This window comes from Bacillus sp. SA1-12 (assembly GCF_000981385.1).
Classification (GTDB): domain Bacteria; phylum Bacillota; class Bacilli; order Bacillales; family Bacillaceae; genus Metabacillus.
Genome location: NZ_LATZ01000120.1, coordinates 144,536 through 160,298, shown reverse-complemented (window position 1 = coordinate 160,298; position 15,763 = coordinate 144,536). Strand labels below are relative to the sequence as shown.

Here is a 15,763-nt window from a genome sequence, read left to right as displayed (position 1 = left end):
TATCATTAGGAAAATCTAAAGGTAAAAGGGGGTTAAAAAATGATCGAGATTGAATCAAGGATTGAGGGGCAAACGATTGAATTGTATGATCTTGAACAAAAATTAAAGCCGATGGGATATTCAATTGGCGGTAATTGGGAGTATGATCATGGGTTTTTTGATTATAAAATTGATTCTCAGAATGGCTATCAATATTTAAGAGTTCCTTTCAAAGCGACTGATGGACAGCTTGACACGGCTAATACGATGGTCAAAATTGGCACACCATTTCTTTTATCCCATCAATATCAAGAAGATATGGATGATCATGCGAAAATTGGCAACTTTAGTGCTTCATTTAATCAGTTCCAGGAGCCGGAGGAAAAGGATGCTACCTTCCCTGAAAAATATGTTAAAACCGGGAAGGAGCTTGTTAAACAATTAGAGGCGGAGCTGCTTAGTTAGTGTGTAAAAACGATTAATGAATCGAATGATTGTATTTCATAGTTATGGGGGGGATTAACTTTTGTTTCCTCTCCTCTTTTTATTCCAATTAAAATTGATTCTCTTTCAAGAAGCTCATGGCTTGCTTGTTTAAATGTTTTTCCGATTAGATCTTCTGATGCGGGCAATATTTTAAACAAATTTCCGCTTGCTGGATTTAGCTCGGAATAGAATTTAGACAATCCATTTTTCGCTAAATAGCTGCTCATCATAAAATGGCTGGTGAGCTTATAGGAGCGAATAATTTCATCCGCACCGGCACGATCAGCATTTTTCGTTTGCAACTCAGTTAAAATTTCAACTACACAGTACAGACTTGGGTTCTGCCCTTTTAAGGTTAATAGGATAAGAATGGAATTCATATCTGCGTCATGCTCATTTTTATGCTGATCAGCTGTGATAATGGCTGCATCGGCTTCTAATATATTTGCTTTGAATAAGGTTTGTTCATGGAGCGGATTTCCGCGTACGAAGTGGACGTTTTCGATAAGTGGTGATTCTTTTAAAGAATCGTCAATTAGGACAATTTGCTTATAAGGTTTCACAGATTGCAGTGACTCGATCATCTCGTTTGCTTTTTCATTCCAGCCAATGATCACAACATGATCTGTACCTTTATATGAAATAGCTCCCTCTGCATGTGAATTTTGCCTTTTAATCGCCGCTGCAGAGATGCTGGCAAAATAAGCTGTAACAAAACTTGCTCCTGCTAAGATCATGATAATCCCTATTCCTCGGCCAAGATAGGTTTCAGGAACATAATCACCAAATCCCACAGTTGAGACTGTTACTACGACCCACCAAATCCCGTCAAACGTTGTGGGAAATACACTAGGTTCTACTAATGAAATGATTTCTCCAAATATAAGGATCATAAAAAGCACGATAATGGATATTCGGTAATGGATGGGCCATCGCAGCCATTGGATGATTGTTTTATTTGTTTTGGCCATTGAACTCATCCCTTCTTATTTGGTAAAAATGATAAAACTTCTTTAATAATCGTATTTATTTTTGCTGTGACTTCTTCTTTCCCATAAACATCAATGGCGTTTTCGATTGTTTTGATTGTTTCCTCAGAAAACTCAATTAATCCTTTATCTTCTTCTGAATCATTATAAAATCCAATAAATGCATCTAAGCCTTCATTCATCTTATCAATTGCTTCACTAAGCTGCTTTTTTTCCTCTTCACTGACTTTCAAAAAATCACCACACCTTCTCAACAAATCCATCTTTTCAGGCGCTTACGCTTTTCTTAATTAGATCAGAAAGTATAAAATTTGTACTTAGTTTTGGTGTCCAGCTCCAGGCGCCATCGGCTCGAGGTCTTAAGTCAAATCGGAATTGAAGGTAAAGAACACCTTCTATTCCGATTCGCCTTATGCTTGTCGCCTATAGGCGGGCGCCTTACGCTTTTCTTAGTATGCACACTTCTTAAAATAGCTTGCGAAAATTCTACAATTTAATGGTAATCGAGTTTAGTCTTATGGAAAAAATAGCAGGATGGTTTAAAATAAGAAAAGAGATAATCAAATGATAATAAGTCAATAGGAATATCCGAATGAAATAACTTGCAAAAGGTTTTATCCAATGGTTAGAAAGGGAATTTAACTTTGATAGAGGTGAGCCAAAGATGTTGAAAAAACAAACGCTGCGCACAAATAAACGCGACGAAATGATTGAGGTAACAGAAGAGGTCCAAACCTACGTGAATGAGTTAGGGATACAAGAAGGGGCAGTCTTAATTTATTGTCCGCATACTACGGCTGGAATAACAATTAATGAAAATGCCGATCCTGATGTAAAAGGTGATATGATTAGACGCTTTGATGAAATCTACCCATGGAATGTCGTAAAGGACATGCATGCAGAAGGAAACACGGCAGCGCATATGAAAGCAAGCACTGTTGGGGCATCACAAACAGTTATTATTACGAATGGAAGATTACTATTAGGAACATGGCAGGGAATTTACTTTTGTGAATTTGACGGTCCAAGACAAAGAACCTTTTATATAAAATCTTTATCCCAAAATTAATTTGTAGGAAAACTCTTCTTTCAAGATGTAAGAGGAGCTTAAGCGGGGATAATGGCTTTGCCATGTCCTGTGGAAAGGCCGGCATTCGTTCATTCTTTCCTGCTGGGTTATAGGAATGCCTGCTTTAAGATTGATATACGAAGATAAGTAGTAGGAAGTGTAAGTATGAGGTGATGTATGGAAGTTTTGCTTATAATCTTTTTTGCGGTAGTTATCTTACTCACATTTGCAGGGGGTATGTTAACGAAAAAGTTCTATGTTGCCCCTGCTATTGTGTTCGTCCTTTTTTCATTTATCCTGCTCCTGTTTTTTGACGAAACATTTTTTATTTGGGTGCTCGGATTTACGCTGCTATCAATGATCATTTCATTTCTGATGGCAATTATTAAAAAACGGTCTATTAAAAATTGAAGAGGCTGTCTCAATGTGAAGGGATTTCATTTGAGACAGCCTTTTTTCAAGGTTTAAGAAGCGATCAATTAAGTAAGAACACCTTCAATTTATGAACTTCTTATTTACCCTAGGCTGAACAAGGTGCATGCGCATTTCTTAGTTAATCATAATATACATGGGTCCCGATCCTGCCAACTAATTTCTTCTGTGAGATAAAGCGGGGAACATTGCCTTGCTGATGGCGGTCATTGTCAAATTGATAGAGATAATAATCATCAAGCCGTGTCACCTGTGACAGTAAATAGGCAGATACAGTTGCATAAGGATGTCTGCGCTTATTTAAAGACTCGATAACGCCTTCTGCTGTTTTAATCCCGATTCCATGAGCATAATATAGTCCCTTGCTTAAATCAATAACATTTTCCCCGCGCCATTGGGGCTTTTTTGGATCAAATTGCGGATTATTAAAATATAGACAATCACCAGGAAGAAAATCATTTCCCCTTCTTGTATGGATTGGAAGATCATCATCTGATTGCCAATCTCGCAAGTACATCCCTTGATAGATTCGATTAAATTGACTGCGATTTATTGAATCAAGTACGGCTTTGTAAAAAACAATCACAATCGCAGTAGCGCACTCAAACCCGTACTTGATGCCATTTTGAAAGATGTCAGTGATCGCATCTGAAGGCCGAACCCCGCTTCTAAGCAAAAAGCCTCCTTGCGCGGTTAATCTCCAATATCGTTCGTTGCATCGGGACTTTTCAAATGTAGTGAACTTTGCTTTACTAGCCAATAAATCTCTTGATGCTTGAATAATTGCTGATCGCAAATGAAGAACAAACTTAAAATGATCATAATTTAAAAAGGAATACCTTACTTGAAACCGGTCCATACGTTTAATCATTTCTCGTTCTTCCTCTGAAAATGACGATGTTTTTAATTGATTTTCCTGTACAAGTCTATTTCCTATATAAATCATCTTCTCCCTCCTATCATAGTAAATTGTATGTCTCTGGGAGAGAGGTTAGAGATAGGAATCACAATTGACTTAGAAAAATAGAAAAAGGCCCCTGTATTAAAGTGCCTTTTTAAAAAGTTTCATTTTCTATTTTCAGGAATTTCGGTTTGATCAAAATGAAGTGCAAGATTTCTTAGCTCTGTTCTTAACTCATCATTTGCCATTGGCAGTCCGTGTCCCGATATAGCGATGGAAGGCGCTAATGCATCTAACTTTTTAACTGATTCCCATGCATCCTGCCAATCGATCGTAAAGTATGCAGGAGGGCCATGCATTTCCTGCTTTTGTGTCATGACATCATATAATGATTCCTGTTCAACTAGTGTAAATGCATCTCCAACAACTAACACCTGGTCGTGCTCCCTGTATAATGAAATATGCCCCGGTGTATGTCCTGGTGTGTGAATGTAACGCCAATCCGGTAAGGAAGGAAGCGAACCATCTTCACCTAACAGCTTAAGGTGAGAGCTTATATCGATGCTATGTCTAGGGAATTTGGGGGACATTTTTGCGACAAGTCCCTTCACTTCCGGGTTTGGCGGCGGATAATCACTCTTTCCGGTTAAATAGGGCGCCTCTAAAGGATGAGCATAGACCGGTACATCCCATTTATACAGCAAATCAGGTAAAGCACCAACATGATCAAAGTGTCCATGTGTCAGGATGATGCTGTTCAACCTGCAGCCTTCACCGAATCTTTTTTCTGCTTCGTTAATAATGAATTCAGACGATCCTGGCATTCCGGCATCAATCATTACAAATTCATTTGTCTCTCTTGGATCTCCAATAAAACAGAGATTAACAATTTGATCAGATAAACAAAAAACATCTGGAAGAACTTCAATTCCCATCCCGCTCGTGACAGAGGTCAATGGCATCTTTTTCACTTTTATACCCCCAAAGCTTTCATTTTTTTTACTTTACCCTGTTAGGAGGAAAAGTATGCCATGTTAAAAGAGTGATCTATAGAGATAAAATAATGAGGATATAAAATGAAAATATTACTCTAGGAATGGTAAGGATTTCTTTCCTTTTCCTTTGCTTTTCCATCTGTATATGCATCCTAAAATAAGAGGAACTGCAATTGTTACATATAAAAAGGACCAATCCTTATAAATGAGAAAATCAATGGTATAGCCGATTAGCAGGATAACGAAAATGAAGAAAAAAAGCCATGAATGATCTTGATGATCTCTCCTGAAAAGCTGTTTACTCCTAAACAAAAGCTTCACCAACATACCTCCTCATTACTATCAATGTTTATCCTAATTATATGCGTGTAATGATTTTTCATGTTCTAGCTCAATGCGTATCAGAATATTCATTGACATGAAGACGAATGCCGATATATAGTTAAATAGTTGAACAGTTAAAGTGTTGAACTAATAGAAAGGGAGGCTCCTTTCATGAAGGAACAACAGATAGAAGATTTAATTAATCGGTATATATCCGTGTCCTTTTCCGTTACAAAAAAGGGTGAAAACTTAATTAAGGACAGTATCGGAGAAGAAATTACAAATGACCAGCATTACACATTACGGTATATCCATCAGGCAAAAACCTGTACATCCACAGAGCTTGCAGAGGTCTTTGAGGTAAAGAAAAGCGCGATTACTGCGATTATGAACCGCTTAACAGACAAAGAGTTAATTAAGCGGACACGTGATGAAAATGATCGTCGTGTCATTTACTTAACTTTAACAGAGAAAGGTGAAGCGTTATACAAAAAAACAGAGGATAAAATTTGCAACTTAGTAGGATCCATTCTTACGAGTTTTGAGGAAAGTGAAATTGTTGCCTTTATCGAAACGTATGAAAAGCTTAATAGTCTTTTAAAAAATCTTAAAAACTGTAATTTGGAGGAATAGCAGTGAACACCATCATTAAAGGAAAATGGCTTGTTATTATTGCTTGGATTGCTGTTGTGGCCGGGCTGTTTTTTGCTGCGCCTAACATGGCAGACCTTGTGCGTGAGAAAGGGCAGATTAGCGTCCCGGAAGGATATTCTTCAACCTTGGCAAGTGAGATTTTGGAGGATGTTCAAAAACAGGAAAATGCCGGGGATGAAACACAGGTGGCCCTTGTTTTTCATAATGAAGATAAACTGTCAAATGAGGAAATCAAGGAAGCAGAGAGAGCGATTCGTTTGCTCGAGGAGAACAAAGAGCTTGGAGTCAAAGACATTGTTACTCATTTTAATGAAGAAAGCTTAAAGGAACAGTTAGTATCAAAGGACGGCAAAACCATTTTAGCGTCTGTGTCGGTCAGTTGGAATGACCGGGAGGCCAAGGAAGTATCAACATTACTTTATGAGGCAATTGAAGATGTAAATGTGGATCATTACTATACGAGCGGATGGATGATTGATCAAGATGTAATGACAAGTTCACAAGAAGGCTTAAAGAAAACGGAAGGGATTACAGTAGTGTTTATTTTAGCTGTTTTGCTCCTTGTGTTTCGATCAGTTATTGCACCGCTTATTCCGCTTATTACAGTTGGGGTTACCTATTTGGCCTCACAATCCATTGTTGCCATTTTAGTTGATGCTGTAAATTTTCCAATCTCAAATTTCACACAAATCTTTTTAGTTGCTGTTTTATTCGGAATTGGTACAGACTATTGTATTTTACTGTTAAGTCGATTTAAAGAAGAACTGTCACATTATGAAAGTGTAACAGAAGCGATTGTTGCAACGTATCGCAATGCCGGACGCACTGTCTTTTTCAGTGGAATAGCTGTCATGATCGGCTTTGCTGCTATTGGGTTCTCCCAATTTAAGCTTTATCAATCCGCATCTGCCGTAGCGGTTGGGGTTGCCGTCTTGCTGATCGCATTATTTACCGTTGTTCCCTTCTTCATGGCAGTACTTGGGAATAAAATCTTTTGGCCATCTAAAGGAACTCTCGAACATAAGGATAGTAAATTATGGGCAATTGTCGGCCGTTTTTCGCTTGCACGTCCACTCATCGCTCTGCTAATTGTTGCAGCGATATCTGTTCCATTTTTAATGCAGTATGATGGCAAATTATCATATAACTCCTTAGAGGAAATCGGCAGTGATGTCAACTCGATAAAAGCGTTCAATGCGATTTCGGACAGCTTTGGTCCAGGGGAATCCATGCCGACACAAATTGTTTTAAAAAATGATGAAGTAATGGATTCAACAGAATATATCAACTTAGCTGAAAACATTAGTAAGGAGCTCGAAACAGTTGATTTAGTCGATTCAGTCCGTTCAGTTACAAGGCCGACCGGTGAAATAATAGACGAGTTCTATGTAGCTAATCAAGCGGTAACGCTTGAAGAAGGTCTTAATGACGGAAAGGACGGGATTGACACAATAAGTGAAGGATTGGCAGAGGCGGAAAGCGAACTCACCAAATCGTCGCCACAACTCCAAGAGGCAACAAATGGAATAAATGATTTGATCACAGGTACTGAGGAAATTCATTCCGGTATGTCAGAAATACAGAATAACCTGGCGAAAATTGAAACGGGAATTCGCCAAGGATCTGCCGGTTCAGATGAAATAAAGAAAGGCTTGGCTCAAGCGAAGGCAGGGGTTGAAGAGCTTCAGGCAGGAAGCAGTCAGCTTCTTTCAGGGTATCAAGATGCCGCAAATGGTGTAAATGCTTTAGCTTTACAGTATAACGAAATTGGCAACGGGATTATGGGACTATCTAATGCCTTGACTCAATTAAATGGTAATTTTACGACTCTTGAAGCAAGAAATCCCGGGCTGGCTAATGATGATGATTATAAAATCATTAAAGGGACTGTCCAGGATACAGCTAAAACTCAGCTTCCAAAACTAGCAGCAGGAATCACTCAAATAAACACTAAACAAAAAGAGATCAGCGACGGTTTAAACATGGCAAATAAAAACTTCGCTCAGCTGATTGAAGGCCATAAGCAAGTCTCTGCAGGATTATCACAACTAATTGCCGGAATAGAAAAGCAGCAAGCAGGCTTAAATGAGCTTGCCAATGGACAGAACCAAATTGTAAGCAATATGCCAAAATTATCGGATGGCCTATCAAGTGTTACAACAGGCCAAAAGAAGCTGCTAGACGGCTTTGGCGACCTTGATGGACAAATGAATCAATTAACAAGCGGATTAAATCAAAGTGTTACAGGTTTAAATCAGGTATCAGATGGACTTGGTTCTGCTCAGGATTATTTAGATGACTTAGCAAAAACTTCTGAGACAGCAGGATTTTACTTGCCTGAAGACGTGTTAACCAGTGATGATTTTCAACAGTCACTTGATACGTATTTATCAGATGACCGCAAAGTCATGACATTTGATGTTATTTTTGAGGCTAATCCATATTCAAATGAAGCCATCAATCAGGTTGAACCTTTAAATGCGGCGATTGAACGTGCGACAAAGGGTACAAAGCTAGAAAATGCCAAGGTCGCAATTGGGGGGATTACAAGCACAAATGCTGATTTAAATACAATGTCTAATAACGACTATACGCGTACCGTTATTTTAATGCTTGTCGGTATATCGATTATTCTTATTTTCTTATTTAGATCGCTCATCATGCCGCTTTATTTGATTGGCTCCTTAATCTTAACGTATTACACAGCTATTGGAATAAACGAAATGATCTTTGTGAATCTATTAGGATATACAGGAATCAGCTGGGCTGTTCCATTCTTTTCTTTTGTGATTCTGGTTGCCCTTGGTGTGGACTACAGTATTTTCTTAATGGATCGTTTTAATGAGTATAAGGATTTATCAGTAGGAGAGGCAATGCTTTTATCGATGAAAAAGATGGGAACAGTTATTATTTCGGCTGTAGTAATCCTTGGCGGTACATTTGCAGCTATGATTCCATCAGGCATGCTTTCACTTATCCAAATTGCTTCGATTATTTTAACAGGCTTGCTGCTTTACGCTTTAATTGTTTTGCCTCTATTTGTCCCGGTTATGGTCAAAACATTTGGTGCTGCAAACTGGTGGCCGTTTAAACGAGCATAAGTGAACTTTATATGAGGCTGTCCCATGTTAATGGCGACAGCCTCTTTCTTTTAGGTTCTTAATCTAAGAGAGTATTGTTTTTAAGTAGGTTACTTGTGAAAACTGTTTAATGATTTTTAGTAAAAAGCACGATGTTTGCGAAACGGCTTCCTTTAAGACTGATGCTGTTTTTTGAGAAAGCCAATGAATGCACGAATGCTGATTCCAAATAACAACAATCCAACGAATGAAGAGGTGTGATTCCACCACTTATAGCTCTCATAGATGTCAAGCAGGGTAAATAAAGGCTCGATGACATATGCCAGTAAAATTGCAAAAATGGCATAACGTAAAATGTAAGAAAACCAAGAAGAAGAGTACTGGTAGACGATCATAGAGCCAACAGGAATAACAATTAAATCTGCTGGAATGAGTGGAGGAATAATGGAGATTAATTTATCAGGATATCCCCAAAGTCCTAGTGATACGCCGATTAAATCAAGAAAGCAAGCCAAAACGGCACAAAGCAAACCGAACGCAACAATTTCAAATAGATTGGTTTTATCAACAATTTTCCACCATAGAACGTAAGGCAGGATTGTCGAAAAGAACAAGATCCACCACGCTAGTGCAAAAACATCATCTTGGACCCAATGATCAAAGCTTGACTCTTGAAGCTTTTCCCTTACCTTCTGCACATCGTCATAGCTAGGTGTATTCATAGAACCTCCCTTTCAATGTCTTATTGTGAAACTTTCCTTTTATTCTGATCACCTTTAGAATAATTATGTAAATTGCTCAAAGTTGTTTGTATAAGATCCTTGATTTTGGGTTTAATTAGTGTTAGAATAAAATTAATTATTTTTGTTCGGATAAGGATTATTGAAGGAAGTTGCTTTAAAAGTTTCCTCTTGAAAGGTCGTTGTCTAGCAAGAATAGTAATACAATGTGGGCTATTAATACCACGCAGGAGGAAAAACAATGTTACAAGGTAAAGTAAAATGGTTTAATTCAGAAAAAGGTTTTGGATTTATCGAAGTAGAAGGCCAAGACGATGTATTCGTACACTTCTCTGCTATCCAAGGTGAAGGTTTCAAAACTTTAGAAGAAGGCCAAACAGTTACTTTTGAAGTTGAGCAAGGCGCTCGTGGACCACAAGCTGCTAACGTTCAAAAATAATGAAATAACGCTGCATAGACAGCTCTTATAAAAGACTCCGATTTCGGGGTCTTTTTTTGTTGCGTGCCAGCAATCCTTTTAATGCCAATTGGTGTCAAGTTCCATCTGAGAAAAGGTGAATGTGATACAACAGCTGTATGCTGGTAGATGATTCTCACTTTTTAAAACCGAAAATGTGATCTTCAAAGCGATGTCGATAGCTTTCGCCAAAAACAAGGGAAGGCTGTACAATGTTGAAGGATCTGAAAAACTGGGAAAATGAATCGTTACTGACCGTTGAAGAAATTGATGCTTACCATGTGAACCAAAAGCCTTTACCAAAACATAAACAATTGACCGATTCATTTCCTGCCGGAAGAGTGATTCCCAGTGGATTTAAGCTTGATCTTACGGCAGGTGAAGATAATGAGCATGGCTGAAAAAGCATTTTTAGGAAATATAATAAAGGCGGAATACCTGGCTAAAGGATACTGCCATTCTACTTAAACTACTTGAATGTAAACAGCATGAAGCTTATATTGGCATCTTTCTTTTTTATCTTGAATTATTTGTACAGCAGGTGAGAAAACGATAAAATAAATAAAAGTATATCTATACTTAAGTTTTTGATACAACTGGCAGGTGGAAAATGGACGTTTTAGTTATTGAAGATAATCCAAGTGTTTGTTCGATGCTTGAGATGTTTTTTTCAAAAGAAGGAATAACTGGTAAATTTGTTTATGATGGACTTGAAGGATATGAGGAGTATAAAAAACATGAGTGGGACTTACTGATCCTTGACTGGATGCTTCCAGGAATGGATGGTGTTACACTTTGCAGAAAGATTAGACAAGAAAAAAGCGCCATTCCGATTATTATGCTAACAGCAAAAGATAGTGAGTCAGATCAAGTGCTTGGGCTTGAAATGGGAGCAGATGATTATGTAACAAAACCATTTAGCCCGTTAGCCTTAATGGCAAGAATAAAGGCTGTTACTCGCCGCTATCAGCTAACTGAGCAGGATCAGCAGGAAAGCAGTTCGGATGTTTTGCAAACGGAAAACTTTAAAATTAGCAAGTCAACACGTGAGGTATATTTGCAAGGGCGAAAAATCATGAACCTAACACCAAAAGAGTTTGAACTGCTTTATTACTTTCTTAAACATCCCCGCCAAGTATTCACCAGAGAACAGCTGTTAGAACGAGTTTGGGGTTATCAATTTTATGGTGATGAACGCACGGTTGATGTCCATATTAAACGATTGCGCAAAAAGATCGAGACAGAAACACATCCATTTTTTCATACCGTATGGGGAGTAGGCTATAAATTTGATGAATCGGTAGAAGCAAATGAGGATTAAATATATTTATCAGCTTTTTTTAAGTCATATCAGTATTTTAATCATTGCCTTTTTAATTTTAAGTCTGCTGTTTGCCCACTATGTTGAAAATTTGGTGTACGAAAATAAAGTATCAGAATTAACCGAGTTTGGGGAACAGATCCTTGACGATTTTAACCAGACGGGACAGGAATTCGTTTTGGCCCAATACAATAATGTCTTAAGCTCGCAGAATATTTATTTTAGCATTTTTGATCAGCAAGGCAGAATTGTTTATCCCCTTTCGCCAAGCTCGCCAAGAACACGCATAACGGAAGAGGATTGGAACAAGCTTGTAAGTGGTGAAAAGGTTGTAACAAGGCATAATATTAAATGGGCCGACCAGCAAGTTTCGTTAGTTGCTATCCCTTATATTGGCAGAGGAGGGATGATTGGAGGAATATTGCTCATCTCTCCGGTTAGCGGTTCTCGTCAGATCATTAGTGAAATGAATCAATTTTTGCTTTACACGGTGGTTATCGCGTTATCAGTATCCTTTTTGTTAAGCTGGATTCTTTCAAAAATTCATGTTAATCGAATCCAAAAAATAAGAAGTGCCACCTCTAAGATTGCCAAGGGTGATTATGATGCCTATATCCCTGCCTCGAACTTTGATGAGATAGCAGAAATGGCAAATGATTTTAATGATATGATTGATCAATTAAAATCACAAAACGATGAAATTGACCGTTTGGAAAAACGGCGAAGACAATTTATTGCCGATGTTTCACATGAGCTTCGTACACCGCTGACTACGATTAGCGGCGTTATTGAAGGACTAAAAAATAATATGATAGCTGACAGTGAAAAGGAAAAAGGCATCCAGCTTGTGAGCCAGGAAACAAAACGGTTAATCCGTCTTGTGAATGAAAATCTTGATTATGAACGGATTCGTTCAAACCAACTGAAGCTAGCAAAAGAAAAAATCCAGCTAAAAGAGGTACTGGAGGTCATTAAGGATCATTTACTCTATCAAGCGGAAGAAAAGGGGATTGAGCTGCAAATTGACGTTGATGAAAAGAGTATCGTCTTTGCTGACTATGACCGGCTTATTCAGATCTTAATAAATATTACAAAGAACAGCATTCAGTTTACAAATCAAGGCTCAGTCTGGCTTCGCGGGAGCCAAACACATCATGAAACAATCATTGAAATTGAAGATACCGGAATAGGCATAGACAAGCAAGAGGTTGAATCCATTTGGAGGAGATTTTATAAAGCGGACTTATCTAGAACCAGCACCCAGTTTGGTGAGTTTGGCTTAGGCCTTTCCATTGTTAAACGTCTAGTGGAGCTGCATGATGGGAAAATCACTATTACCAGTGAGAAAAATAAAGGGACAAAGTTTATGATTAAGCTGCCTACTTCATGAAAGGTTGCTAGAGCGACTCTAGTAACTTTTTTTTCATTTTTTCATCATTTGTTCATAGTTTATTAATATTTTTCCGTTACAATAAGAAGTAGACTAGAAGGAAGACTATTTTTTTTAAGGAGACATATGATGATAGAGAAACTATTTTCGAGTAAAAAAACAATTGCAATTTTAGCAGTGCTTGTAGTAGCAGCTGCTGCAGTATTTATCTTTCTTTCAACACGAGGCGAAGTTGTTGCAAAGGTAGGAGATGAATCTATAACTAAAGACAATTTATATACATTTTTTGTTGAACAAAACGGAGAAGCAGCAGTCGAAACACTGATTACGAAAAACATTATTCAGCAGGAGGCTGCAAAGGAAAAGGTGACTGTCTCTGATAAAGAAGTCGATGCAGAGCTTAAAGAGTTAATCGATTCCTACGGCGGTGAGGAAACGTTTAATCAGCAGCTGACAGCTAGCGGATTAACGGAAGAGGATGTAAAGGAAGATGTTAAAACAAATCTTCAAATCGAGAAATTATTAGAGTCAAGTATCAAAATTACTGATGAAGAAATGAAAACTTATTTCGATGAAAACAAAGATTCATTTGCAAAAACGAAACAAGTAAAAGCCAGCCATATTTTAGTAGAAGATGAAAAAGCGGCGAATGAGGTCAAAGAAAAGATTGACGCTGGTGAAGATTTTGCTGAACTTGCAAAAGAATATTCAACAGATACAGGATCAGCAGAAAATGGCGGTGACTTAGGATTTTTCGGGGAAGGCAGCATGGTTGCCGAATTTGAAGAAGCAGCATTCTCCATGAAGGTGAATGAAATCAGCAAACCCGTGAAATCAGAATATGGATATCATATTATAAAAGTAACAGACATCCAGGAAGCAGCCGAAGCTAACTTTGAAGATAGCAAAGAAGAAATAAAAGAAACCTTATTTGATGAAAAAATGGCGACTGAATATCCAACATGGTTAGAAAAGAAAAAGGAAGAATATAAGGTGAAAAATTACCTAAGTCAAGATAAGGAAGAAGAGTAATAGGCTTAAGAAGCGGGCTCCATATGGAGTCCGTTTTTTTTATAAGACTGGAACATCTTTCAGGCTAAAGCGTCAAAATAGTAGGATATTCGAAAAAGTGGATATTGTATGAAAAGAAAAGTTTCCTTATTACAGTTGGTCATTTTGATTAATATCATGCTGTTCGGTATAATGCTTTGGTGCTTAAACGAGATTAGGAACTAGAATATTGGCTGACATTTGCTGATTTAATAATGGTATAATGATAGAGACAATCATTTCTGAATATTCGCTATTTTAATAGACAGAGGGGAGAGGCAAGATGGAAAATCGTACAATGGAAAAAGGATATTTTGGAGAATTTGGGGGAAGTTTTGTACCAGAGGATTTAAAAAATGTCCTGGATGTTTTAGATGAAAACTTTGAAAAATATAAGAATGACCCTGAATTTATTGAGGAATACAATTATTATATGAAGGAATATATCGGCAGGGAAAATCCGCTTACGTACGCTGAAAACTTATCCAAGCAGGTCGGTGGAGCGAAAATCTACCTAAAGCGAGAAGATTTGAATCATACTGGAGCACATAAAATTAATAATGCGATTGGACAGATTTTATTAGCGAAGCGGATGGGAGCAACACGTATCATTGCTGAGACAGGGGCAGGCCAGCATGGAGTGGCGACTGCGACAGCCTGTGCGATTGTAGGCGGTATGGAATGTACCATCTACATGGGAAAGTTGGATACAGAAAGACAAGCATTAAATGTGTTCCGTATGGAGCTATTAGGTGCAAAGGTTATTCCTGTTGACAAGGGACAAGGAAGGCTTAAGGATGCAGTTGATGCGGCGTTAAATGATTTAGTGGCCAACTATAAAACAACGTTTTATCTGTTGGGCTCCGCAGTAGGACCTCATCCATTCCCAACAATGGTGAAACATTTTCAATCGATTATTAGTGAAGAGTCCAAAAAACAGATTCTCGAAAAAGAAGGCAAGCTTCCGAAGGCAGTTGTTGCCTGTGCTGGCGGGGGAAGTAACGCAATCGGCGCGTTTGCCCATTATATTGATGAAAAATCGGTTCGCTTAATCGGTGTTGAGCCAGCTGAGGCTCCAACGTTAACCCAAGGAACTCCAGCAGTCATCCACGGCTTTAAATGTTTAACACTGCTCGATGAAAACGGAGAACCACAACCAACCTATTCGATTGCAGCTGGATTGGACTATCCGGGAATCGGGCCTGAGCACAGTTATTTGAAAACAACAAACCGAGCTGAATATGTGACGGTTACCGGGAAAGAAGCATTAGAAGCGTTTCAAACTCTTTCTAAAATAGAAGGGATTATCCCAGCACTTGAAAGTTCACATGCGATTGCCTATGCAATAAAGCTTGCTAAAGAGCTTGACAAAGACGACGCTATTATTGTTAACCTTTCCGGAAGAGGAGACAAGGATGTGGAGCAGGTTTATAAAATGCTTCAATTATAAAATAAATGAGGGATGACTTATGTCATCCCTCAATTTTTTTCCCCCACTGAGCTCCCCACTTTTTCATTTCCTTCAACATTTTATTCAATGATTGCCCCTTTTCAGTTAATGTATATTCAACCGTTACAGGTACTGTAGGGAATGTTTCTCGCGTTAACACATTATGGGCTTCTAAATGGCGGAGAGTATCTGTTAAAGCTTTTGGGCTTATTTTTGGAATGGCACGCTGCAATTCTCCAAATCGCTTTGTTCCTTCAAAAAGTTCTTTAATAACAAGGAAAGACCATTTTCCGCCAATAATTTCAAGCGCTTTTTCAATCGAGCATTCAATATGTATTTCCTCTAATTTTTTCATAAAATCCCCCTCGATAGTTACTATAAAATTTATAGTAGGTCACTAGATTTTTATTATATCAATAATATTTCAGTACTTGTACACAAAATTC

General features: G+C 38.1%; 18 protein-coding genes. 11 read left to right on the top strand and 7 right to left on the bottom strand.

Features of this window, described 5'->3' with window-relative positions:
* Window positions 1-39 precede the first annotated feature (39 nt).
* The gene (locus WQ54_RS22675) at window positions 40-444 is read left to right on the top strand and encodes a YugN-like family protein (RefSeq protein WP_046587633.1); all 405 of its coding nucleotides are present in this window, start codon (window positions 40-42) and stop codon (window positions 442-444) included.
* On the opposite strand, the gene WQ54_RS22670 is transcribed toward WQ54_RS22675, so the two are convergent.
* Window positions 441-1,436 (bottom strand): TrkA family potassium uptake protein, encoded by a 996-nt coding sequence (locus tag WQ54_RS22670; protein ID WP_046587631.1) that lies wholly within the window; start codon window positions 1,434-1,436, stop codon window positions 441-443. The two genes, WQ54_RS22675 and WQ54_RS22670, sit on opposite strands and share 4 nt — an antisense overlap.
* Window positions 1,437-1,441: 5 nt before the next feature.
* A complete protein-coding gene (locus WQ54_RS22665) occupies window positions 1,442-1,687 on the bottom strand; it encodes a hypothetical protein (protein WP_046587629.1) in 246 nt (81 codons plus the stop codon).
* Window positions 1,688-2,118: 431 nt separating this feature from the next.
* Between WQ54_RS22665 and WQ54_RS22660 the strand changes: the two genes are divergently transcribed.
* Window positions 2,119-2,523, top strand: coding sequence for a secondary thiamine-phosphate synthase enzyme YjbQ (locus tag WQ54_RS22660; protein ID WP_046587628.1), 405 nt, complete (start codon window positions 2,119-2,121; stop codon window positions 2,521-2,523).
* Between the two features lie 177 nt (window positions 2,524-2,700).
* Window positions 2,701-2,934 carry a DUF2651 family protein gene (locus WQ54_RS22655; protein ID WP_046587626.1) on the top strand — a complete coding sequence of 78 codons (234 nt, stop codon included), beginning with the start codon at window positions 2,701-2,703 and terminating at the stop codon, window positions 2,932-2,934.
* Window positions 2,935-3,076: 142 nt separating this feature from the next.
* Here the strand turns inward: WQ54_RS22655 and WQ54_RS22650 are convergent, their stop codons facing one another.
* The 3 genes from WQ54_RS22650 to WQ54_RS22640 all read right to left on the bottom strand — a co-directional run bounded on the left by WQ54_RS22650 (window position 3,077) and on the right by WQ54_RS22640 (window position 5,172).
* Entirely contained in the window at window positions 3,077-3,901 is an 825-nt protein-coding gene (locus tag WQ54_RS22650) for a protein-glutamine gamma-glutamyltransferase (RefSeq protein WP_046587624.1), read from the bottom strand.
* A gap of 119 nt (window positions 3,902-4,020) precedes the next feature.
* The gene (locus WQ54_RS22645) at window positions 4,021-4,818 is read right to left on the bottom strand and encodes an MBL fold metallo-hydrolase (RefSeq protein WP_046588010.1); all 798 of its coding nucleotides are present in this window, start codon (window positions 4,816-4,818) and stop codon (window positions 4,021-4,023) included.
* Between the two features lie 123 nt (window positions 4,819-4,941).
* Window positions 4,942-5,172 carry a hypothetical protein gene (locus WQ54_RS22640; protein WP_046587622.1) on the bottom strand — a complete coding sequence of 77 codons (231 nt, stop codon included), beginning with the start codon at window positions 5,170-5,172 and terminating at the stop codon, window positions 4,942-4,944.
* Between the two features lie 174 nt (window positions 5,173-5,346).
* Between WQ54_RS22640 and WQ54_RS22635 the strand changes: the two genes are divergently transcribed.
* Together WQ54_RS22635 and WQ54_RS22630 are read left to right on the top strand one after the other, a co-directional pair.
* Window positions 5,347-5,808: a MarR family winged helix-turn-helix transcriptional regulator gene (locus WQ54_RS22635; protein WP_046587620.1), complete on the top strand. Its 462-nt coding sequence runs from the start codon at window positions 5,347-5,349 to the stop codon at window positions 5,806-5,808.
* Window positions 5,809-5,810: 2 nt separating this feature from the next.
* Window positions 5,811-8,930, top strand: a complete 3,120-nt coding sequence (locus WQ54_RS22630) for an MMPL family transporter (protein WP_046587617.1) — start codon at window positions 5,811-5,813, stop codon at window positions 8,928-8,930.
* A gap of 152 nt (window positions 8,931-9,082) precedes the next feature.
* Here the strand turns inward: WQ54_RS22630 and WQ54_RS22625 are convergent, their stop codons facing one another.
* Entirely contained in the window at window positions 9,083-9,631 is a 549-nt protein-coding gene (locus WQ54_RS22625; RefSeq protein ID WP_046587616.1) for a CBO0543 family protein, read from the bottom strand.
* Window positions 9,632-9,890: 259 nt separating this feature from the next.
* On the opposite strand from WQ54_RS22625, the gene WQ54_RS22620 reads away from it, so the two are divergent.
* From WQ54_RS22620 to trpB, 6 genes are all read left to right on the top strand, one after another.
* On the top strand, window positions 9,891-10,088 hold the full coding sequence (locus tag WQ54_RS22620; RefSeq protein WP_046587614.1) for a cold-shock protein: 198 nt from the start codon (window positions 9,891-9,893) through the stop codon (window positions 10,086-10,088).
* 230 nt (window positions 10,089-10,318) lie between these two features.
* Window positions 10,319-10,507, top strand: a complete 189-nt coding sequence (locus WQ54_RS22615; protein WP_046587612.1) for a hypothetical protein — start codon at window positions 10,319-10,321, stop codon at window positions 10,505-10,507.
* A 209-nt stretch (window positions 10,508-10,716) separates the two neighbouring features.
* Window positions 10,717-11,427, top strand: coding sequence for a response regulator transcription factor (locus WQ54_RS22610; RefSeq protein ID WP_046587611.1), 711 nt, complete (start codon window positions 10,717-10,719; stop codon window positions 11,425-11,427).
* Window positions 11,417-12,817, top strand: coding sequence for a cell wall metabolism sensor histidine kinase WalK (locus tag WQ54_RS22605; protein ID WP_046587609.1), 1,401 nt, complete (start codon window positions 11,417-11,419; stop codon window positions 12,815-12,817). Before WQ54_RS22610 ends, WQ54_RS22605 begins: the two co-directional genes overlap by 11 nt.
* A 126-nt stretch (window positions 12,818-12,943) precedes the next feature.
* Complete coding sequence (locus tag WQ54_RS22600; RefSeq protein WP_331435172.1) at window positions 12,944-13,849, top strand: peptidylprolyl isomerase; 906 nt, start codon at window positions 12,944-12,946, stop codon at window positions 13,847-13,849.
* A gap of 301 nt (window positions 13,850-14,150) precedes the next feature.
* Complete coding sequence (gene trpB / locus WQ54_RS22595) at window positions 14,151-15,317, top strand: tryptophan synthase subunit beta (protein ID WP_046587605.1); 1,167 nt, start codon at window positions 14,151-14,153, stop codon at window positions 15,315-15,317.
* A 22-nt stretch (window positions 15,318-15,339) separates the two neighbouring features.
* Here trpB and WQ54_RS22590 read toward each other — a convergent pair whose 3' ends face one another.
* The gene (locus tag WQ54_RS22590; protein WP_046587604.1) at window positions 15,340-15,672 is read right to left on the bottom strand and encodes a helix-turn-helix domain-containing protein; all 333 of its coding nucleotides are present in this window, start codon (window positions 15,670-15,672) and stop codon (window positions 15,340-15,342) included.
* Window positions 15,673-15,763 lie beyond the last annotated feature (91 nt).